The 20,603-nt window shown below is 67.0% G+C and carries 19 protein-coding genes (1 of these 19 running past the window's edge); all 19 read right to left on the reverse strand.

Features of this window, described 5'->3' with window-relative positions; genetic code table 11:
- Positions 1–596: the beginning of an adenylosuccinate synthase gene (locus tag AC0IZS_RS00035; protein WP_471633773.1), read on the reverse strand. It extends 781 nt beyond the left edge of the window; only the first 596 of its 1,377 coding nucleotides appear in the window; its start codon is at positions 594–596; its stop codon lies off the left edge, out of view.
- 29 nt (positions 597–625) lie between these two features.
- The gene (locus AC0IZS_RS00040) at positions 626–1,774 is read right to left on the reverse strand and encodes an ATP phosphoribosyltransferase regulatory subunit (RefSeq protein WP_471633774.1); all 1,149 of its coding nucleotides are present in this window, start codon (positions 1,772–1,774) and stop codon (positions 626–628) included.
- A 191-nt stretch (positions 1,775–1,965) separates the two neighbouring features.
- The gene (gene hflC, locus AC0IZS_RS00045) at positions 1,966–2,880 is read right to left on the reverse strand and encodes a protease modulator HflC (RefSeq protein WP_471633775.1); all 915 of its coding nucleotides are present in this window, start codon (positions 2,878–2,880) and stop codon (positions 1,966–1,968) included.
- Between the two features lie 9 nt (positions 2,881–2,889).
- Positions 2,890–4,269, reverse strand: a complete 1,380-nt coding sequence (gene hflK / locus AC0IZS_RS00050; RefSeq protein WP_471633776.1) for an FtsH protease activity modulator HflK — start codon at positions 4,267–4,269, stop codon at positions 2,890–2,892.
- Positions 4,270–4,322: 53 nt separating this feature from the next.
- Complete coding sequence (hflX, locus tag AC0IZS_RS00055; protein ID WP_471633777.1) at positions 4,323–5,501, reverse strand: GTPase HflX; 1,179 nt, start codon at positions 5,499–5,501, stop codon at positions 4,323–4,325.
- A 63-nt stretch (positions 5,502–5,564) separates the two neighbouring features.
- Entirely contained in the window at positions 5,565–5,819 is a 255-nt protein-coding gene (gene hfq, locus AC0IZS_RS00060; protein ID WP_007848873.1) for an RNA chaperone Hfq, read from the reverse strand.
- 280 nt (positions 5,820–6,099) lie between these two features.
- Complete coding sequence (der, locus tag AC0IZS_RS00065; RefSeq protein WP_471633778.1) at positions 6,100–7,443, reverse strand: ribosome biogenesis GTPase Der; 1,344 nt, start codon at positions 7,441–7,443, stop codon at positions 6,100–6,102.
- 13 nt (positions 7,444–7,456) lie between these two features.
- Positions 7,457–8,611 carry an outer membrane protein assembly factor BamB gene (gene bamB / locus AC0IZS_RS00070; RefSeq protein WP_471639444.1) on the reverse strand — a complete coding sequence of 385 codons (1,155 nt, stop codon included), beginning with the start codon at positions 8,609–8,611 and terminating at the stop codon, positions 7,457–7,459.
- Between the two features lie 20 nt (positions 8,612–8,631).
- Positions 8,632–9,318 carry a YfgM family protein gene (locus tag AC0IZS_RS00075; protein ID WP_471633779.1) on the reverse strand — a complete coding sequence of 229 codons (687 nt, stop codon included), beginning with the start codon at positions 9,316–9,318 and terminating at the stop codon, positions 8,632–8,634.
- A gap of 15 nt (positions 9,319–9,333) precedes the next feature.
- On the reverse strand, positions 9,334–10,602 hold the full coding sequence (gene hisS, locus AC0IZS_RS00080) for a histidine--tRNA ligase (RefSeq protein ID WP_471639445.1): 1,269 nt from the start codon (positions 10,600–10,602) through the stop codon (positions 9,334–9,336).
- A 174-nt stretch (positions 10,603–10,776) separates the two neighbouring features.
- On the reverse strand, positions 10,777–12,093 hold the full coding sequence (ispG, locus tag AC0IZS_RS00085) for a flavodoxin-dependent (E)-4-hydroxy-3-methylbut-2-enyl-diphosphate synthase (protein ID WP_471633780.1): 1,317 nt from the start codon (positions 12,091–12,093) through the stop codon (positions 10,777–10,779).
- Positions 12,094–13,047 (reverse strand): helix-turn-helix domain-containing protein, encoded by a 954-nt coding sequence (locus AC0IZS_RS00090; RefSeq protein ID WP_471633781.1) that lies wholly within the window; start codon positions 13,045–13,047, stop codon positions 12,094–12,096.
- A complete protein-coding gene (gene pilW / locus AC0IZS_RS00095) occupies positions 13,040–13,876 on the reverse strand; it encodes a type IV pilus biogenesis/stability protein PilW (RefSeq protein WP_471633782.1) in 837 nt (278 codons plus the stop codon). Before pilW ends, AC0IZS_RS00090 begins: the two co-directional genes overlap by 8 nt.
- Before the next feature lie 26 nt (positions 13,877–13,902).
- Positions 13,903–15,093: a dual-specificity RNA methyltransferase RlmN gene (gene rlmN / locus AC0IZS_RS00100; RefSeq protein WP_471633783.1), complete on the reverse strand. Its 1,191-nt coding sequence runs from the start codon at positions 15,091–15,093 to the stop codon at positions 13,903–13,905.
- Positions 15,094–15,180: 87 nt separating this feature from the next.
- Entirely contained in the window at positions 15,181–15,606 is a 426-nt protein-coding gene (gene ndk / locus AC0IZS_RS00105) for a nucleoside-diphosphate kinase (protein ID WP_007848912.1), read from the reverse strand.
- A 98-nt stretch (positions 15,607–15,704) separates the two neighbouring features.
- A complete protein-coding gene (locus AC0IZS_RS00110) occupies positions 15,705–17,453 on the reverse strand; it encodes a pseudouridine synthase (protein WP_471633784.1) in 1,749 nt (582 codons plus the stop codon).
- The gene (gene scpB / locus AC0IZS_RS00115; RefSeq protein WP_471633785.1) at positions 17,450–18,475 is read right to left on the reverse strand and encodes an SMC-Scp complex subunit ScpB; all 1,026 of its coding nucleotides are present in this window, start codon (positions 18,473–18,475) and stop codon (positions 17,450–17,452) included. The genes AC0IZS_RS00110 and scpB overlap by 4 nt, the downstream gene beginning before the upstream one ends.
- 200 nt (positions 18,476–18,675) lie before the next feature.
- A complete protein-coding gene (locus AC0IZS_RS00120) occupies positions 18,676–19,707 on the reverse strand; it encodes an RluA family pseudouridine synthase (RefSeq protein ID WP_471633786.1) in 1,032 nt (343 codons plus the stop codon).
- Entirely contained in the window at positions 19,704–20,603 is a 900-nt protein-coding gene (locus AC0IZS_RS00125; RefSeq protein ID WP_471633787.1) for a peptidoglycan DD-metalloendopeptidase family protein, read from the reverse strand. The genes AC0IZS_RS00120 and AC0IZS_RS00125 overlap by 4 nt, the downstream gene beginning before the upstream one ends.

The raw sequence follows: 20,603 nt of genomic DNA on the forward strand, positions 1-20,603 counted from the left end.
ATATAGGGCTTCAAGGCGTCGCCGAAAATGAACTTGGCCGAGCCCAGGTAGGTGGTCAGCACATGGTTGTGCAGGTCCAGCAGCTCGCGCAGCTTGGCGGCAAAGCGCTCGGGGTACTTCAGGTCCTGCACGCGCAGCGCGCGGCGCGCGATCTTGTCTTCGTAAGCCGGGCCGATGCCGCGGCCGGTGGTGCCGATCTTCTCGGTACCGCCCTGCTCGCGCGCCGCTTCACGGGCCACGTCGATGGCAGCGTGGAAGGGCAGGATCAGCGGGCAGGCCTCGCTGATGCGCAGGCGCGAGCGCACTTCCACACCGGCTTTCTCCAGGCCTTCGATTTCCTCGAAGAGCTTGGCGGCCGACAGCACCACGCCGTTGCCGATGTAGCACTTGACGCCCGGACGCATGATGCCGCTGGGGATCAGGTGCAGTGCGGTCTTCACGCCGTTGATGACCAGCGTATGGCCGGCATTGTGACCGCCCTGGAACCGGACCACGCCTTGCGCGCTCTCGGTGAGCCAGTCGACCAGCTTGCCCTTGCCTTCGTCACCCCATTGGGTTCCGACCACCACTACGTTGCGACCTTTGGTTGCTTTCATCTCAGACCCAATTTTCAATTGCAATTAACTCAAACAGCCTGCACGACCCACTGGCCCGCAATCTGCACCAGCTCTCGGTCACAGTGGAACTCATCGACTTCGCTCCCGTGCCCAGGCAGAACACACACCACCGTCTCGCCCTGGCGGCGCAGCTCGGCAATGGCGGCATTCACGTCGCTCGCTTCGCCCCAGGGCGCGCGGATGGCGGCCTTGAGGGCGCGCGGTGACACCACGCTCACCAGTTGCTTGATGTCCAGGCTGAAGCCGGCCGCAGGCCGGTTGCGCCCGAACACGGCACCCACTTCGTCATAGCGCCCGCCGCGCACCAGCGCGTCGCTGGCGCCCTTGCCGTAGATGGCAAAGCGCGTGCCGCTGTAGTAGGCATAGCCACGCAGGTCGGCCAGGTCAAAGGTGACCACCGCACCATCCAGGCGCGAAGCCAGCCAGCGCAGGTGCGACAGCACCTCGGAAACGCCGGCGATGTGCTTCAAGGCCTGGTCGGCCTCGGCCAGCACGGATTCATCGCCATACAGCTGCAGCAGCGCCAGCAGCCCCTGGCGCGATGCCGCAGGGAAATCACGGGTCAGCGTTGCCAGTTCGCTCGCGTCCTTGGCCGCCAGGGCGGCATGGATGCGGCTGAGCAGCGGTGCATCCACCGCCACACCGGCGAGCAGGCTGCGCACGATGCGCACGTCGGCCAGGTCGATGGTGGTGTCGCGCACCTCGGCCACGCGCAGGCATTCACGCGCCAGTTGCAGGGCTTCGAGGTCGGCCTCCAGCCCGGCATGGCCGTAGATCTCGGCGCCAAATTGCAGCGGCTCGCGCGTGGCATGGGGGCGGTCGGGGCGGGTGTGCAGCACGGGGCCGCAGTAGCACAGCCGTGTCACGCCCTTGCGGTTGAGCAGGTGGGCATCGATGCGCGCCACCTGGGGCGTGGTGTCCGCACGCAGCCCCATGGAGCGGCCCGACAACTGGTCCACCAGCTTGAAGGTCTGGAGGTCCAGCGCCTCTCCGGTACCGGTCAGCAGGGATTCCAGGTGCTCCAGCAGCGGCGGCATGACCAGCTCATAGCCATAGCAGCGCGCCGTGTCGAGCAGCCCGCGACGCAATTCTTCGATGTGCCGCGCTTCGGACGGCAAGACATCGGCAATGTGATCCGGCAGGACCCAAGCAGACATGAGAAAAGGGGAGGCTGTTAAAACCGTGATTCTACCGGCACCGGCCAAGGCCCCTCAAACGGGGACTGGCCAACAAGGGGATCGGGCACATGGAACAGAAGATGCCGGCCCACCTTGCAGTGAAAAAGACACCCAAAAAAAACGGCAGCCCTGCAATGCAGAGGCTGCCGTTGCGCGCCTGGCGCCGCTTTTTACTTGCGCGGGGCGGCAGGCTGCGCCGCGGATGCAGCGGTGCCACCTCGGAAGGCCTTGAAGAACTCGGACGACGAGGGGTCCACCACCATCACGTCGCTCTTCTTGTTGAAGCTCGATTTGTAGGCCTCCAGGCTGCGGTAGAACTGCGCAAACTGCGGGTCGCGGCCAAAGGCCTCGGCGTAGATGCGGGCGGCTTCGGCATCGCCTTCGCCCTTGAGCTTCTGGGCATCGCGGTAGGCGTTGGCAATGGCGATCTCGCGCTGGCGGTCGGCATCGGCGCGGATCTTTTCGCCTTCGGCAGCACCGGTGGAACGCAGCTCGTTGGCCACGCGCTTGCGCTCGGCCTCCATGCGGCGGTACACCGACTCGGTGATGGCCTCGACATAGTCGACGCGCGTGATGCGCACGTCCACCACGTCCACGCCCCAGGGCTTGGCGCCGCGCACGGTTTCCAGCACTTCGCGCTTCACGTCGGCCATCAGCGCTTCGCGCTTGAGCGACAGCAGCTCCTTCACGGTGCGCTTGTTGATTTCTTCCTGGAAGGCATTGCGCACCACGCGGTTGAGCTGCATGGCACCGGCGCTTTCATCCAGACCCACGTTGCGGATGTACTGGGTGGGCTCGGAGATGCGCCAGCGCACGTACCAGTCGATCACCACGCGCTGCTTTTCGGCCGTGAGCATGGGCTCCGTATCGGGGCTGTCCAGCGTGAGCAGGCGCTTGTCGATGTAGGTCACGTTCTGGAACGGCGGAGGCAGCTTGAAGTTCAGGCCCGGCTCGGTGATCACTTCCTTGATCTGCCCGAGCGCGTAGAGCACGCCGAACTGGCGCTGGTCCACCACGAAGAGCATGGAGCTCATGAGTGCAAGCACCACCAGGAGGGTGGATGCGATAAATCCGACTCTGTTCACGAGCTGCTCCTAGCGGGATTCACGTTCGCGTGTGCGACTGCTGTCACGCGCCCGGGGGTCATTCGAAAAAGGGGCCGCAGGCGCAGCCGGAACCACCGTGGTGGCAGCGCTGGCGGGCGCCGCATCCAGGGCGCCTGGCGTGCCGGTGGCCACGCTCTGCATGATCTTGTCCAGCGGCAGGTACAGCAGGTTGGAGCCCTGGCGCGAATCCACCAGCACCTTGGTCACGTTGCCGTAGATCTGCTGCATGCTCTCGATGTACATGCGGTCGCGGGTGACCTGGGGCGCCTTCTGGTACTCGGCCAACACCGAGGAGAAGCGCTGCGCATCGCCCTGTGCCTGGGCCACGATGCGGGCCTTGTAGGCAGCCGCCTCTTCATTGAGGCGCGACGCCGAACCCACAGCACGCGGGATCACGTCGTTGGCATAGGCCTGGGCATCGTTCTTGGCGCGTTCGCGCTCCTGACCGGCCTTGAGCACATCGTCGAAAGAAGCCTGCACCTGCTCGGGTGGGCGCACGCCGCCCTGCTGCAGGTTGATGCCCACCACTTCGACACCCACCTTGTAGCGGTCCAGAATGGTCTGCATCAGCGTGCGCACGCGCGGCGCGATCTGGTCGCGCTCTTCGGCCAGTGCCGTGTCCATGCGCATCTTGCCCACCACTTCACGCACGGCCGTTTCAGCGGCCTGGATCACGGCATCCGAAGGATTCTTGCTTTCGAACAGCCAGGCGCGCGCATCGCTCAGGCGGTACTGCACGGCGAACTTGATCTCGACGATGTTCTCGTCTTCGGTGAGCATGGCCGACTCACGCAGGCCCGTGCTCTTGATGATGTTGTCGCGGCCCACGTCGGCCGAACGGATCTGCGTCACGAACACCAGTTCATGGCGCTCGATCGGGTACGGCAGGCGCCAGTTGAAGCCCGCACCCACCGTGCTCTTGTACTTGCCGAACTGGGTGATCACGGCCTGCTGGCCTTCCTGCACGATGAAGAAGCCCGTGCCCATCCAGATCACGAAGATGATGCCGGCGATCAGGCCCACGCCCACGCCCGCGCTCTTCATGTCGGGAGGCTGGAAGCCGCCGTTGCCGGCGCCCCCCGTGCCGCGCCCGCCACCGCCACCCTTGCCGCCAAACAGGCCGCCGAGCTTGCGGTTGAGGTCACGCCACAGTTCGTCCAGGTCCGGCGGCTGGCCATTGCCCTGGCCCTTGTTGTTCTCGCGCCCACGGTTGCCTGCGGGGGGCTGCGCCGGCGGGCGCTCGTCCGGGCGAGCGCCTTCATCCGGCTTGTCTTCACCACGGCCCCAGCGGGGATCGTTCAGATTGAACATGCCCCGGATACGTTCTGGCAGCGAAGCCCAGCGTAGGGTGCGATTTTGGAAATTCATGCGCAAAGTCTCTGGTTCTCTGGTGGCATCGATCAAAACGGCATTGTGCCCAATCACTCTTCGTGGGCTGGCAATGGGGCAGCATCAGCTGGGGTCATGTCCTCCTGTGCCGCCAGCACCCGTGCAGACAGCGCACGGCGCAAAGTGTCCAGCCCCTGGCCGGAGCGCGCACTCACGAACAGGCGTGGCACCATCTGCCCTTCCACTTCGTACTGGTCTTCCAGCAGCGCGGGCTGCTGCTCGGCACCGAGCGCATCGAGCTTGTTGAACACCAGCAGCTGTGGAATGTCGGCGGCACCGATCTCGTGCAGCACACGCTGCACCTGGTCCATCTGCTCGGGGAAATGGGGATTGGAGGCATCGACCACATGCAGCAGCAGGTCGGCATCGACCGCCTCCTGCAGCGTGGCCTGGAAGGCATCGACCAGGCCGTGCGGCAAATCGCGGATGAAGCCCACCGTGTCGGACAGCGACACCGAACGCCCCGCATCGCCCAGGTACAGCTGGCGCGTGGTGGTGTCCAGGGTGGCAAACAACTGGTCGGCCGCGTACGCGCGGGCCTTGACCAGCGCATTGAACAGCGTGGACTTGCCGGCGTTGGTATAGCCCACCAGAGAGATGGTGAAGGTGTCGCGCCGGTCGCGCTGGCGGCGCTGGGTTGAGCGCTGGCGCTTGACCTTGACGAGCCGCTCGCGCGTGCGCTTGATGGCCTCGCCGATCATGCGGCGATCGAGTTCGATCTGCTTTTCGCCCGGGCCGCCGCGCGCACCGATGCCGCCGGTCTGGCGCTCCAGGTGCGACCAGCGGCGTACCAGGCGCGTGCTCAGGTACTGCAACCGCGCCAGCTCCACCTGCAGCTTGCCCTCATGGCTGCGGGCGCGCTGGGCGAAGATTTCGAGGATGAGGAAGGTGCGGTCAGAGACCGGCAACTCCAGGTGCCGCTCCAGGTTGCGCTGCTGCGCAGGGCTGAGCGACTGGTCGAACAGCACCTCCACCGCACCGTGCATTTGCGCCAGGGTGCGGATCTCGTCGGCCTTGCCACTGCCCACGAACAGGGCGGCATCGGGTGCCTTGCGCTTGCAGGTCAGGCGCGCCACGGGGTTGAGCCCCGCAGTTTGCGCAAGCAAACCCAGCTCTTCGAGCTCGCCATCGAAATGGGGAAGACCAAAGTCGACCCCCACCAACAATACCGAGGCTCCACTACCCGCGTCAGAAGATGCGGGAGCGCTCAAAGCGGATGGCCTCCGCCCATGACCATCTGACCCAGAGTTGAATGCTGAACTGGATGCCGCAACTCAGTTGCCGGCGCCGTCTGCATCAGGGGTTTCGGCCGTCGAGAAATTGACCGCGCGGCCAGGCACGATGGTGGAGATGGCATGCTTGTAGACCATCTGCGTGACGGTATTGCGCAGCAACACCACATACTGGTCGAACGATTCGATTTGCCCTTGCAGCTTGATACCGTTCACCAGGTAGATGGAAACGGGCACATGCTCCCTACGCAGTGCGTTCAGGAAAGGATCTTGCAAAAGTTGGCCTTTATTGCTCACGATATTCTCCGTGTTCAAAAATGTTGTTGTAAACCACCACCTTACCACAGCAAAGTCAGAGTTTTGCCGCCTGTTGCCATGGCCTTTCGCCAACCCGGCCTTTGTTCACGCCGGACCGGGGTGCTTGCCAGGGAAATGTCCCTGGAGATTATCCGCCCCAAGAAACAGATGGTTACTCTTAAGTGCCATGCACAGAATCATGTCGCTGCAATAACCATGCTGCAGTGCAGCACATGCATTAGCCATCCCCCACCGCCAACGCGGTCGGGGGACTTCGCCATCATCCTTCGTCCTTGTCCACAAAGGGGTTGTGCGAGGTCTTGACCTCGATGCGCAGCGGCGTGCCCACCAGGTCGAATTCCTTGCGGAAGCGCCCTTCCAGGAAGCGCTTGTAGGCATCGGTCACATGCTCCAGCGAGTTGCCGTGGATCACGATCACCGGCGGGTTCATGCCGCCCTGGTGCGCATAGCGCAGCTTGGGGCGGAACATGCCCGAGCGCTTGGGCGCCTGGAACTGCACCGCCTCCAGCAGCAGCCGGGTGAGCACGGGGGTGGACATCTTGCAGGTGGCCGCCTTGTGCCCCTGCACGATGGAGGTCCACAGCGGGCCCAGGCCCTGGCGCTTCTTGGCCGAGATGAAGTGCATGGAGGCGAACTTCAGGAACGACAGGCGGCTTTCGATGGAGCGCTCCAGCAGCGTGCGCTGGTACTCGTCCACGGCGTCCCACTTGTTCACGGCCAGCACCACGGCGCGGCCGCTCTCCAGGATGTAGCCGGCAATGTGCGCGTCCTGGTCGGTCACGCCCTGCGTGGCATCGAGCAGCAGCAGCACCACGTTGGCCGACTCGATGGCCTGCAGCGTCTTGACCACCGAGAACTTCTCGATGGCTTCGAAGACCTTGCCCTTGCGGCGCAGGCCAGCCGTGTCCACCAGCTCGAAGCGCTGGCCGTTGCGCTCGAAGGGCACGGTGATCGCATCGCGCGTGGTGCCCGGCATGTCGAACGCCACCAGGCGCTCCTCGCCCAGCCAGGTGTTGATCAGGGTGGACTTGCCCACATTGGGGCGGCCCGCCACGGCGAGCTTGATGACGCTCTTGTCGTCCGCAGCATCGGCCTCGTCCGGGTCGGGCAGGTTCAGCGGTTCGAGTGCGATCTCCACCAAGCTGCGAATGCCCTGGCCGTGCGCGGCCGACACAGGGAACACCTCGCCCAGCCCCAACTCATAGAACTCGGCCAGTTGCACGCCCTCGACCATGCCCTCGGCCTTGTTGGCCACCAACACGCAGGGCTTGGACAGCCGGCGCAGGTAGTTGGCGATGTCATGGTCTTGTGCGGAAACACCGGCGCGCGCATCCACGACGAAGACGACCACGTCGGCCTCGGCCACGGCCTGTTGCGTCTGCTTGGCCATCTCGCGGTAGATGCCGGTGGAGGCATCGGGCTCGAAGCCCCCGGTATCGATGACGATGTACTCGTGCTTGCCCTGCTTGCCATTGCCGTAGTGGCGGTCACGCGTGAGCCCGGCGAAGTCCGCCACGATCGCGTCGCGGGTCTTCGTCAAGCGGTTGAACAGCGTGGATTTACCGACATTCGGCCGCCCCACGAGGGCGATAACTGGCTTCATTGAATACGATCCATCATTCTGGCCTGAAGCCAAATACACCGCCATTGCGGGTGACCACCACCAGGGTGTCGGCCGCAGCCACCGGGGCCGCGGCAATGCCGGAGCCATCGGTGGTCATGCGGTTCAGGGGCGCACCATCGGTGCGCGACAGCAGATGCACCAGGCCCGTGTCGTCGCCCACCACCACCGAGCGACCCAGCAGCAGCGGCGAGGTCAGCTTGCGGTGCTTGAGGCGGTCGGAGCCCCACAGGCGCGTGCCGTCGTTGCGGTTCCAGGCCACCAGCGCGCCATTGCTCTCGGTGCCGAAGATCGCATCCTTGTCGCCATCGATGCCTTCGGCTCCGGCAGCACGCTGGGTCCAGGCGACGTTGCCGCGCACCGTGTTCACGCAGCCCACGGCCGACTGGAAGGCACGGGCGCACACGGATTCGCCGACGCGGCTGCTGCGCCCCACCAGCTCGACCAGGCGCTCGACGTCGTTGGTGCCACGCGAGCTGGCCAGCGGGGCCTCCCAGCGGGCGCTGCCGTTGTCGGGGTTCAGGCCCACCAGGCGGCCAGACAGGCCGACCACCAGGGTGTCGCCCACCGCCAGCAGCACGCCATCCTGGCGCAGCACCAGGGGCTCGCCGGGGCGCTGCTGCGCCCACAGGCGCTTGCCCGTGGCCGCGTCGAAGGCGGTCACGGTGCGGTCGGCGGCCAGCACGAACACGCGGCCACCGGCCACCAGCGGGGCGGTGAAGACCTGCGAGGCCATGGGCTGGCGCCAGCGTTCGCGGCCGGCATCGATGGCGATCAGCGCATTGCTGCGCGCCACCACCGCGGCCAGCTTGCCATCGCTGCCGACGCCGGCAGACAACGGCTCGGCCAGGGCCAGGCGCCAGACGTCGCCCCCCGTGCGGGCATCGATGGCCGCCACCGTGCCATCGGCCGAGGCCACGGTCACCGTGGTGCCATTGACGCGCACGTCCAGCGACAGGGCCGCCACCGCACCGACCTTGCTGGTCCAGGCCTGGCGTACACCCAGCACGGGCACATTGGCACCGAGGTCGGCCGGCACGGGCTTGGACGCGCCGCCCCAGAAGGAGCCGCTGGGCATCATCGAGCAGCCGGCCAGCGCCGCCGCCAGGGACAGCAGCACCAGGCCACGGGCCGCGCGGCCCTGCCCCATCCGGGAAGCCAGGCGCGCGCTCATTTGGCCGCCTCTGCCGTCTTGGCGGCCGCCACGGTATCTGCGGCGGGGTTGGAGCCCAGCGCATTGAGCTTGACTTCCACCAGGCGGCGGTATTCCACGTCTTCACTCATGGCCTTGTAGGCCTTGGTGTACTGGGCCAGGGCTTCGGTGCGCTTGTCCTGCAGCATCAGGATGTCGCCCCGGTGGTCGGCGGCGACGCCATCGAACGCCGCAGGCAGCGAGCCCGACAGCTGGGCCAGCGCTTCGTCGTACTTCTTCTGTTCGGTCAGCACGGCGGCCAGGCGCAGCTTGGCCAGGGCCTTGAAGCCATCGTCACCCGCATTCGCGGCCACCCAGGCAAGCACCTCGCGTGCCTCATCGGCCTTGGCAGCCTCCACCAGGCTGCGGGCCAGCAGGAAACCGGCCTGGGCCGCCTGGGGCGTGCCGGCATAGCTGGCCTTGAGGTCGCCAAAAGCCTGCTCCACGCGCGCCTGGTCCTTGGCGCGGTTGGCGACTTCGACTGCATCGAACAGCGCCGCCGCCTTGGTGGCCTGGCGGCCCTGCCAGTACTGGTAACCGTTCCATGCCGCCAGCGAACCGCACACCACGATCAGCACGCAGCTGATGAGGGTACCCCACTGGTTCCAGAAATGCTTGAGCTGGTCCAGTTGTTCCTGCTCTTCGAGGTCTAAGTGATTTGCCATGGAGATAGGTAAGAATTAACGGTTGGATTGTAGGGTGGCGGCCCAATCGGCCACATTGGCGATGGCTTGCTCCACCTGGGCGCCGCCGGCGCCATCGCGCAGGGACTTCACGGTGACGGTGCCGCGGGCGAGTTCATCGTCGCCAAACACCAAAGCATACTGCGCGCCGCTGCCGTCGGCCTTCTTGAACTGGGACTTCATGCTGCCCATGCCCTCGCCCGCCGTCGGCGCGCCATGCATCTGCACCTGGACACCCTGGGCACGCAACTGCTCGAGCACGCGGCTGGCCACAGGCAGCGCCGCGCGGCCGGGGATGATGGCATAGACATCGGGCACCAGGGCCGGCACCTCGGCGCCCTGCTCCTTGACCAGTTCCAGCACACGCTCCACGCCCAGGGCCCAGCCCACGGCCGGCGCGGGCTTGCCGCCGATCTGCTCGATCAGGTAGTCGTAGCGCCCGCCGCCGCAGATGGTGCCCTGCGAGCCCAGTTGCTCGGTGATGAACTCGAACACCGTGAGGTTGTAGTAGTCCATGCCGCGCACCAGGCGCGGGTTGACCGTCCAGGCCACGCCATTGGCATCCAGGATGGCCTTGACCGCATCGAAGTGCGCCAGCGACTCGGCGCCCAGGAAGTCGATGAGCCGCGGTGCGGCATTCACCAGCGCCTGCATGGCCGGGTTCTTAGTGTCCAGGATGCGCAGCGGGTTGGCGTGCAGGCGGCGGCGCGCCTCTTCGTCCAACTGGTCGGCGTTCTGCTCGAAATAGGCGATGAGCGCCGCGCGGTGCGCCTTGCGCTCCTCGGGCTGACCCAGACTGTTGAGCTCCAGGCGCACGCTGGAAAGGCCGATGTCTTTCCACAGCGCGTTGGCCAGCAGGATCAGCTCGGCATCCACCTCGGGGCCGCCAAAGCCCAGGGCCTCGGCACCGATCTGGTGGAACTGGCGGTAACGGCCGCGCTGGGGGCGCTCGTGGCGGAACATGGGGCCCATGTAGTACAGGCGCTTTCCGCCCTCGTACAGCATGGAATGCTCGACCACCGCGCGCACCACGCCGGCCGTGGCCTCGGGGCGCAGGGTCAGGCGCTCGCCATTGAGGCGGTCTTCGAAGGAGTACATCTCCTTCTCGACGATGTCGGTCACCTCGCCCAGGCCGCGCACGAACAGCGGCGTGGGCTCGACGATGGGCGTGCGCATGTTGCGGTAGGCATAGCGCGCCATCAGATTGCGCACCTTCTCTTCCAGCCACTCCCAGCGGGCTGAGTCGGGCGGCAGGATGTCATTCATGCCCTTGACCGCCACCAGCTTCTCGGGCTTGGCGGCAGCGGCAGATACGTCTTTACTCACGGCAATGGGCTTCCATTTGAATAGGGATACGGGAGGCGGCTCCAGGGAGGCGCCTCGCTGGGCCGTTTGGGCCCGCAGGGTGCGATTGTCGCAGGGGCGTCGGCCGCCGCCGGGTCAGGCCAGTGCGCCGTCGGGCGCACCCACCGCCGGGGCGGCCACCGGATGGGTGCCGCCAAAGCGTTTTTCGATGTAGTTTTCGACCACCTGGTGGAACTCGTTGGCGATGTTCTCGCCGCGCAGGGTCAGGGCCTTCTCACCATCGATGAACACCGGTGCTGCGGGCGCTTCGCCGGTACCCGGCAGGCTGATGCCGATGTCGGCATGCTTGCTCTCGCCCGGGCCGTTGACGATGCAGCCCATGACCGCCACCTTGAGCTTTTCCACGCCCGGGTACTTGACGCGCCACACAGGCATCTGCGCGCGCAGGTAGTCGTCGATCTGCTTGGCCAGGTCCTGGAAGGTAGTGCTGGTGGTGCGGCCACAGCCGGGGCAGGCCGTCACGCTGGGCACGAAAATGCGCAGGCCCAGCGACTGCAGGATTTCGGACGCCACGACCACTTCCTGGGTGCGGGCTTCGCCCGGCTGCGGGGTCAGGGAGACGCGGATGGTGTCGCCAATGCCTTCCTGCAGCAGGATGGACAGCGCCGTGGCCGACGCCACCGTGCCCTTGGTGCCCATGCCGGCCTCGGTCAGGCCCAGGTGCAGCGCATAGTCGCAGCGCTGGGCCAGGGCCCGGTACACGGAAATCAGGTCCTGCACGCCGCTGACCTTGCACGACAGGATGATCTGGTCGCCGTTCAGGCCCATTTCCTCGGCCCGGCGGGCCGATTCGATGGCCGAGGTGATCAGCGCCTCGTACATCACCTGGCGCGCCTCCCAGGGCCTGGCGCGGCGGCTGTTGGTGTCCATCAGCTCGGCCAGCAGCTCCTGGTCCAGGCTGCCCCAGTTGACGCCGATGCGCACCGCCTTGTCCCAGCGGATGGCGGCCTCGATCATCTGGCCGAACTGGCGGTCGCGTTTGTCACCCTTGCCCACGTTGCCGGGGTTGATGCGGTACTTGGACAGCGCCTGCGCGCAGTCCGGGTAGTCGGTCAGCAGCCGGTGGCCGTTGAAGTGGAAATCCCCCACAAGCGGCACGGTTTCGCCCATGCGGTCGAGCTGCTCGCGGATGTAGGGCACCGCCTGCGCCGCCTCGGGCGTGTTGACGGTGATGCGCACGAACTCGGAGCCGGCCTGCGCCAGCTCCTTGACCTGGATGGCGGTGCCAATGGCATCCACCGTATCGGTATTGGTCATGGACTGCACGCGCACCGGCGCATCGCCCCCCACCGTGACCACGCGCGAACCCCAGACCACGCGGGCCTGGCGGGAGCGCCGGGGGGCAGGCAGGGCAATGGCAATCGGGGCCGGATCGGTCAGGGACTTGTCCACTTATTTCACCTCAAAACGCGCGACATTTTCGCGCGAAACGGTGGTCAGCGCGAATGGCTTGCCACGCACAAACACATCGGTCACATCGGCCCGGCCGATCACCACCGCCAGAGGGAGCGCGCCCGAGACGGCCACCGACTCACCCACTGCCAGATTCTTCTGCAGGGCAATGGTTCCATTGGCATCGCGCACCTGCACCCACGAGGCGCCGCGCGCACTCAGCGTCAGAACACTGGAGATCGACACCGCCTCTGGCGTCGATGCCGCCGACAGGGCGGCCGCAGGAGCCGCCGCACTGGCGACCCCGGCGGCTGCAGGCGCGGGGACTGCGGAAGTCGCAGCCGGCGCAGGAGCGGTCACCACGGGAGCGGAGGGAGCGGGCGCAGCCGCCGGGCTGGATGCGGCAGCCACAGGGGCCTGCGGCTCCTGGGCCGACACGGGTGGGGACGCAGGCACCTCGTCAACCGCACTGCTGCCGAACGGATTGCGGTCGGCCGGGACGAACATGATGGCCAGGGCCCCCACCAGCAAGGCCAGCACCACCACGGTGATGGCCCAGGACTTCTTGCCGCCCGACGAGGCCGGAGCGAAGGAGCCGTTGCCCGCGCTGGAGCTGCTGCCCTTGACCGGCGCATTGATCCCCGCGTTGCCCGCCACCAGGCGCGGGCTCTTGCTCTGCGGCAGCAGCGCCAGGATGGGCGCCGCGTCGATCTTGAGCGTGCGGCACACGCTCGATGCCAGGGCCCGCACGAACACCGTGTCGGGCAGCACCGAGAAATTGTCAGCCTCCAGGGCCTCCAGTTTGGCGACCGGCACCTTCAAGGCCACGGCCAGCGCTGCAATGTGCAGGCCGGCCTCCATGCGCGCTTCGCGCAGCATGGTCCCCGCTGTCCTGCCCCCCGCCATTCCCGGCGCCTCTGCATGCACCGACACCCCTGCCACCGAATCACTCATTGAAAGCCCCACGCTGATAGGCACCCGTCTCACGCGCTTCCGGGAAACGCCTGCGCAATTGATCGCCCAACTGGCGCATGGCGACCGTGTCGCCCAGGCCGCGCTCGACCTTGATGCCCAGCCACAGCGTTTCGGCGTTGGAGAAATCGCTGTTGTTCAGGCGGCGGATGTAGAACTGCGCCCGCGTGAGCTCATTGCGGCGCATCAGAAGATTGGACAGGTGGTAGCCCACCACGGGGTTGGATGCATCGAGCTCGTAGGCCTTGAGCAACGACTGCTCGGCCTCGGCCACCTGGCCGGCTTCCATCTGGCACAGGCCGCGCGCCATCAGCGTCTTGCTGCGTGCGGTATAGGCCGGGTTGGCCAGCGCCGTCACGAAGCTCTGGTCGGCCTCGGCGTACTTGCGCTGCTGGCAGTGCAACCAGCCCAGGTTGTGCAACAGGTTGGGATCGTTGCTGCGCAGGCCCAGCGCGCGGCGAAAGCTGTCCTCGGCCTGGCCGAACTCGTTGAGGCGCAGGTAGATCAGGCCGCGCAGGTTGAAGGCGTCGGAATAGGTGGGGTCGGCGACCAGGGCCTGCTTGACCTCGTCCAGCGCCACCGTGGTCTGGCCGTTCTCGAAGTAATTGGTCGCCAGCTCCAGGCGGATGCGGGCGCGGCGGCGCGCCTCGGGCTCGTCGGACGGGGTGAAGACAGTACCGCCGGGCTCGCCGGCCGATGGGCCACTGCCGCCGCCCGCACAGCCCGAGAGCCCCGCCACGCCAGCCACCACCCCACAGGCCAGGAGCGCACAGCGGCCCATGCGCTGCCAGCGTTCAACCAATCCCACCATGTAGAGCCTCCTTCAAGTTTGATTTGTCAGGTCACCGGTTTGAGCGCGATTGTGCGCTGTTTGGCCATGCGCTCCGCCGCTTTTGTGCGATCTTTGACGTCACCGGCCAATTGACCACAGGCGGCGTCGATATCGTCGCCGCGCGTCTTGCGCACCGTGGTCACGATGCCCGCGTCGCTGAGCAGTTTGCCAAAGGCCAGCACCTGCGCCTGTGAAGAACGCAAAAGGCCTGATGCCGGGAACGGGTTGAAGGGGATCAGGTTGAACTTGCAGCGCACGCCCTCGCCGCGCGCGGGCTTGACCAGGTCGATCAGCTGCTGCGCATGCTCGAGCTGGTCGTTGACCCCGTCCAGCATGCAGTATTCGAAGGTGATGAAGTCGCGCGGCGCGTGTTCCAGGTAGCGGTTGCACGCGGCCAGCAGCTCTTCAATGGGGTATTTTCGGTTCAGCGGAACCAGGTTGTCGCGCAGCGGATCGTTGGGTGCATGCAACGAAACGGCCAGCGCCACGGGGCAGTCCTGGGCCAGCCGGTCGATCATGGGCACCACGCCCGACGTCGACACCGTCACGCGGCGGCGCGACAGGCCATAGGCATGGTCGTCCAGCATCACGCGCAGCGCCGGCACCAGGGCCGAGTAATTCTGCAGGGGCTCGCCCATGCCCATCATCACCACGTTGGAGATGATGCGTTCCGTCTTGCCCAGGCGCGCACGCAGCGCATGCTCGGCAAACCACAGCTGGGCCACGATCTCACCGGTGGTGAGGTTGCGGCTGAAGCCCTGGTGGCCGGTGGAGCAGAAACGGCATCCCACGGCACAACCGGCCTGAGAGGAAATGCACAAGGTGCCGCGGTCGTCCTCGGGGATGAACACGGCCTCGACCGCATTGCCACCGCCCACGTCGAACAGCCACTTGACGGTGCCGTCGGCCGAGACATGTTCGGTGATGACCGGCAGCGCCTGGACATGCGCGCAGCCCTTGAGCTTGTCACGCAGGGCCTTGGCCAGGTCGCTCATGGCGTCAAAATCGCGCGCGCCGCGCTGGTGGATCCAGCGGAACAGCTGGGTCGCGCGAAAGCGCTTCTCACCGAGCTTTTCGCAGAAGGCCGCCAGGCCGTCGAGATCGAACTCGAGCAGGTTGGTGGTCGTGGCCAGGGTCGCCGCTGCCTTGGTGGCAGGCGGGGCGATCACAGCGGTGGTTTCTATCGCGGTCGTCATAGCGGCGTCCCTTCGGGTAACCGCTCGCAGTCGTCCCCATGGTGCGGCCGCCCCACCGGGGTGGGCTCAAGCATGGGGACCACCATCTCAGCGGGTGTAAATGTTCAGGCCAGGGAAGAAGAAAGCGATTTCCACGGCAGCCGTTTCGGCGGCGTCCGAGCCGTGCACGGCGTTGGCGTCGATGCTGTCGGCGAAGTCAGCGCGGATGGTGCCGGCTTCTGCCTTCTTGGGGTCGGTGGCGCCCATCAGTTCGCGGTTCTTCAGGATGGCGTTTTCGCCTTCCAGGGCCTGGATCATCACGGGGCCGGAGATCATGAAATCGACCAGGTCCTTGAAGAAGGGACGTGCCTTGTGTACACCGTAGAACTGCTCGGCTTCCAGGCGCGACAGGTGCACCATGCGGGCCGCCACGACCTTCAGGCCGGCAGCTTCGAAACGGGCATAGATCTGGCCGATCACGTTCTTGGCGACTGCGTCAGGCTTGATGATGGAGAGAGTGCGTTCGATTGCCATGGTGTTTTTCCTGATTGGATTGATATAAACGATGCGAATTCTTTTGCCCAGCGGACAAAACCCTCGATTCTAACCGTGCGCCGGGTAACCCCTGTGAATCAACGGCCACGGCCACGGCGCGGGCCGCCACCACCACCGCCACCAGGAGCACGCTGGGCTTGGCGGTGGCGCGAGAGGCTGTCGGTACCGATGTAGCCGACCGAGGTCTTCATCGGATCGGGCTGGGCCGAGCCGCCGCGCGCACGGTCCGCATTGTTGTTGCCACCGCTGCCATTGCCACCCCGGCCGCCCTGCCCGCCACCACCGCCATCGCGGCGGGGCTTCTGGCCGCGCGGGCCGTTGGCGCCGGCGCCCGGAGGCTGGTCACGGCGACTGCCGTCGCCGCGTGGTCCGCCGCGGCGGATATTGCCGCGCTTGTTGCCGTTGCCTGCGGGGGCGCCTTCGCCCGGCGCGGCATCGCCACGGTCTTCCAACGGGTCGCGCCCGGCGCCTGCGGCCTTCACCAGTGCGCGGATGTCGCTTTCGTCCAGCTCCAGGAACGCACCGCGCTTGAGGCCGCGCGGCAGCACCATGGCGCCGTAGCGGATGCGGATCAGCCGGCTGACCGCATGGCCCACCGACTCCAGCATGCGCCGCACTTCGCGGTTGCGGCCTTCGGAAATGGTGACGCGGTACCAGCAGTTGGCCCCTTCGCCGCCGCCGTCTTCGATGGAGCCGAAGGCGGCCATGCCGTCGTCCAGGCGCACGCCCTCGATCAGCTTGGCTTTTTCTTCATTGCTCAGGGCGCCGAGCACGCGCACGGCGTACTCGCGCTCCAGGCCGAAGCGCGGGTGCATGAGCTTGTTGGCCAGTTCGCCCGAGCTGGTGAACAGCAGCAGGCCTTCGGTGTTCAGGTCCAGCCGGCCCACGGACTGCCACTTGCCCTGCTGCAGGCGCGGCAGCTTGCGGAACACCGTGGGGCGGTTCTGCGGGTCGTCGTGCGACACCACTTCACCCACAGGCTTGTGGTAGGCGATCACGCGTGCCGGTGGCGGGTCGATGCGGTAGCGGATGGGCTTGCCGTTGACCTTGACCTGGTCGCCGAACTGGATGCGCTGGCCGATGTGCGCCGGCTCGCTGTTGACCGAGATGCGGCCTTCCAGGATGAGCTGCTCCATCTCCAGCCGCGAGCCCAGGCCGGCCTGCGCCAGCACCTTGTGCAGCTTGGGCGTCTCCACCTGGGGCAGCAGCACGCGCTTGAGGGGCACCTCCTCACCCGATTCTTCGTCCGCATCGAACTGGCCGGAGACCACGTCCTCGAACTGGTAGCCCTGCACGCCATGCTGCGGCTTGGGACCCCGGGGGCCCTTCTGGCCAGGCTGGTTCTGGCCCTTGCCGTGCCCCTCCTTGCGGCCGTCCCTGCGCTCCTGGCCATCGCCACGCTCCGCACGGGGGGCATCGCCATAGATGCGCGCGCCGGGCGCACGGTCGACCAGCACCGTCGGCACCGGCGCTGCCGCATCCTCTGCGTCGCCAGCAGCAGGTGCGTCCTGGGAGGCCACGGCCTGCACGTCGACCAGGGGCAGCACCTCCTGCACGGCCAGCTGCGGCGCGGGCTCCTGCGCCTGGGGCGCTTCGACCACCACAGCCACATCGGCCTCTGCGCGGGGCTGGCGCGGCTTGCGCGGCTTCTTCACCGCAGGCTCGGCCTCTGCAGCCGGCTGCACTGCGGCCTCGGCGGGCGCCACGGCAGTGGCAGCATCGTCGGCCACCACCTTCTTGCGCGGTGCGCGGCGTGGCTTGGCAGGCGCCGTGGAAGCCTCGGCACCGGAGGTGGCGGGGTCGGGGGTCGTCGAATCGTCGTTCATGTCAGCTTTCCCTGGACGCCCTGTGGGGCATCGTCATCATCGTCGCGGGAAGCATCATCGCCCCGCTCCGTCTTGTTCAAATCGTCCGCACTCAAAGCGGTACCTGCCTGGGCCGCATCGTCGCCGGCCACCAGATGGCTGTCGCCATCGAGCCGTACCGCCCCGCCCTCCACGGCCCCGCCCGAAACATCGTCCGGCAGCAAGACCTCGGCGGCTTCCAATGCCCACGCAGCAGCGGCTGCCACCAGCCCATCATCATCGTCGTCGCTGTCATCGTTGGCATCGTTGGCATCGGCGTCCCCATCCGGCACAGCCCCAACTTCCAGGCCAGCGAGGGCTTGCTGGACAGGCTCGGTCGTCACGCCGCCGTCGGCCGGCTCGCCGACCAGTGGCTCTGGGGCATCGCCCTCGGGCGGCTGCGCAGCTTCCGCCGCGCCCTCCTCCTCCACCGGCTCCTCGATCACGCCCTGCGCCGCAGCCGCCATGGCCTCCAGCACGTTGGCATGGCCCGAGGCATCCTCCAGCATGGGCAACTGGTCCAGCGAGGCCAGGCCCAGGTCATCGAGGAACTGGCGCGTGGTCGCGAACAAGGAAGGCCGCCCCACCGTCTCGCGGTGGCCGATCACCTCCACCCAGCCACGGTCTTCGAGCTGCTTGATGATCAGGCTGTTCACCGTCACCCCGCGGATGTCCTCGATGTCCCCGCGCGTCACCGGCTGCCGGTAGGCAATGATGGCCAGCGTCTCCAGCACGGCGCGCGTGTACTTGGGCGGCTTCTCGGGGTGCAGCCGGTCGAGGTACTCGCGCATTTCGGGGCGGCTTTGCAGGCGCCAGCCCGTGGCCACCTGCACCAGCTCCACCCCCCGGTGGGACCAGTCGCGCTGCAGGTCGAGCAGCAGCAACTTGAGCGTGTCCGTACCCAGGGCGTCATTGAAAAGCACCCGCATCTCGCGCAGCGCCACGGGCTGCTGCGCGCAAATCAGGGCAGTCTCAAGGACCCGTTTGGCATCCACCGTGTTCATGGTTCAGCGATTCCGGGAAAAAAGGTGGCACGTGTCGTGACAGGGACCGCACCAGCAGCGGGGATTCATCCATCAAGGGGCGCATACTGCGCGGCCGCTGGCGCGACACTGGGGCCCGGCGGGATTCCGTCTTCGGGTTCGGGGCGCGGTGTTCACGCCCCAGGGCCGGTCAGGCCTGGAAACACAGATACTGCGTTTCGCTATGCGCCATTGTAGCGCAGGCCCCAAAAAGACAGTGCATCGCCCATGTCCCGGGGCAGCGGGGCATGCAGCTGCAGCGGCTGGCCGGTGACGGGATGGGTGAACGCCAGGCGAAAGGCATGCAGCGCCTGGCGCTGCAAGGCCCCCACCGGGGTGCCGCCGTAGAGCACGTCGGCCACCAGCGGATGGCCGATGGAAGCCATGTGTACGCGGATCTGGTGCGTGCGGCCGGTGTGCAGCGTGCATTCCACCCAGCAGCCCGCGTCCACCCCTTCGAGCAGGCGGAAATCCGTGCGCGCCGGCTTGCCGGCATGGCTGGCCAGGTCCACCACGGCCATGCGCAGGCGGTTGCGCGGATCGCGGCCGATAGGCTGCTCCACCGTGCGGCGGGCAGCGCCGGCCCAGGGCTTGTGCGCCAGCGCCAGGTACTGGCGGTGCACCGTGCGCGCCGCGATCATGGCCACCAGCGCGTCCATGGTGGCGCGCTCGCGCGCCACCACCATCAGGCCGCTGGTGTCCTTGTCCAGCCGGTGCACGATGCCCGCGCGCGGCACCAGCAGCGCCTTGGCATCGCGCGCCAGCAGGCCATTGAGCAGGGTGCCGCTCCAGTTGCCGGGGGCCGGATGCACCACCAGGCCGGCGGGCTTGTTCACCACCAGCAGGTGCTCGTCCTCGTACACCACGTCGATGTCCATCGCCTCGGGCCGAAAGGCCTGGCTCTGTTGCGTGGGGCGCATCTCGAGGCTCAGGCCATCACCGGCCTTGACCTTGAGCGATGCCTTGGTCGCCGGGCTGCCGTTCAGGCGCACCAGTCCCTGGCCGAGCAATTGCTGCAGGTAGCTGCGGGAAAATTCGGGCACCAGCTCGGCCAGGGCCCGGTCCAGGCGGGCGGCATGCTGCGCCGTGCCCACCTGCATCTGGCGCACCTCGGCCTCGTCGGATCCGCCAGCCTCCTCGCCGGCCCACTCCTCGTCAGGGCTGCCAGGCTGGCCGGGTTCAGGGGCTTGCGCGGGCACCACCACGGCGCTCAACGCGCCGACAGGTAGCGCGCAGGGTCCACCGGCTTGCCGTTGCGGCGGATCTCGAAGTGCAGCTTCACGCGGTCGGCGTCGGTGCTGCCCATCTCGGCGATCTTCTGCCCCTTGCGCACCGACTGGTCTTCCTTGACCAGCAGCGTCTGGTTGTGCGCGTAAGCCGTCAGGAAGGTGTTGTTGTGCTTGAGGATCACCAGGTTGCCATAACCCCTGAGGCCGGCACCGGAATACACCACGCGCCCGTCCGCGGCCGCCAGCACCGCGTCGCCGGCCTTGCCGGAAATGTCGTAGCCCTTGTTGCGGGCCTCGTCGAAACCGGCCAGCAGCGAGCCCGATGCGGGCCAGATGAAGTTCAGGTCGTCCTCGCCCGCGCTCGGTGCCGGCGTGGCCGCCACGGCCGGCGCCGGCGTGACAGGCCTGGCGCCGCTGGCGGTGGATGCGGGCGGCAACGGGGTTGCCGTCGGCGCCGATGGGGTGATGGTCGTGGAGGTCACCGGGCGCGTGACCACGCCGGTATCGGCGGCGATCACGGGCGGCGGGGTCGTGCCGGGTGCGATGACGCGCAGCACCTGGCCCACCTCGATCAGGTTGGCGTTCTCCAGGTTGTTCCAGCGCGCGATGTCCTTCCAGCCCTGCCCGTTCTCCAGGCCGATGCGGATCAGGGTGTCACCGGGCTTGACGGTGTAGTAGCCGGGCTTTCCGGCATTCTCGGCCCCGGGCAGGGGTTTGATGGGCGCGGCCACCACCCCGGGCTGCGGCGATCCGGTCGTGGTGGTCATGGCACCGGCATAGGTTCCCCGGTCCTCCACAGGGGCCTTGGTCATCCGTGTTCCACAGCCCACCAACAGCAACGCCACGGTAAACCCTGCAACAAGACCACGCGATACCAACAT

The organism is Acidovorax sp. AC410 (assembly GCF_979253235.1).

Coding starts and splice junctions, on each gene's coding strand:
- AC0IZS_RS00090 (WP_471633781.1), bottom strand. CDS start 13,047: ATGAGTGATTCGGTGGCAGGGGTGTCGGTGCATGCAGAGGCGCCGGGA.
- hisS (WP_471639445.1), bottom strand. CDS start 10,602: ATGAATGACATCCTGCCGCCCGACTCAGCCCGCTGGGAGTGGCTGGAA.
- AC0IZS_RS00040 (WP_471633774.1), bottom strand. CDS start 1,774: ATGTCTGCTTGGGTCCTGCCGGATCACATTGCCGATGTCTTGCCGTCC.
- pilW (WP_471633782.1), bottom strand. CDS start 13,876: ATGGTGGGATTGGTTGAACGCTGGCAGCGCATGGGCCGCTGTGCGCTC.
- AC0IZS_RS00125 (WP_471633787.1), bottom strand. CDS start 20,603: ATGTTGGTATCGCGTGGTCTTGTTGCAGGGTTTACCGTGGCGTTGCTG.
- hflK (WP_471633776.1), bottom strand. CDS start 4,269: ATGAATTTCCAAAATCGCACCCTACGCTGGGCTTCGCTGCCAGAACGT.
- AC0IZS_RS00075 (WP_471633779.1), bottom strand. CDS start 9,318: ATGGCAAATCACTTAGACCTCGAAGAGCAGGAACAACTGGACCAGCTC.
- AC0IZS_RS00110 (WP_471633784.1), bottom strand. CDS start 17,453: ATGAACGACGATTCGACGACCCCCGACCCCGCCACCTCCGGTGCCGAG.
- rlmN (WP_471633783.1), bottom strand. CDS start 15,093: ATGACGACCGCGATAGAAACCACCGCTGTGATCGCCCCGCCTGCCACC.
- scpB (WP_471633785.1), bottom strand. CDS start 18,475: ATGAACACGGTGGATGCCAAACGGGTCCTTGAGACTGCCCTGATTTGC.
- der (WP_471633778.1), bottom strand. CDS start 7,443: ATGAAGCCAGTTATCGCCCTCGTGGGGCGGCCGAATGTCGGTAAATCC.
- ndk (WP_007848912.1), bottom strand. CDS start 15,606: ATGGCAATCGAACGCACTCTCTCCATCATCAAGCCTGACGCAGTCGCC.
- bamB (WP_471639444.1), bottom strand. CDS start 8,611: ATGGGGCAGGGCCGCGCGGCCCGTGGCCTGGTGCTGCTGTCCCTGGCG.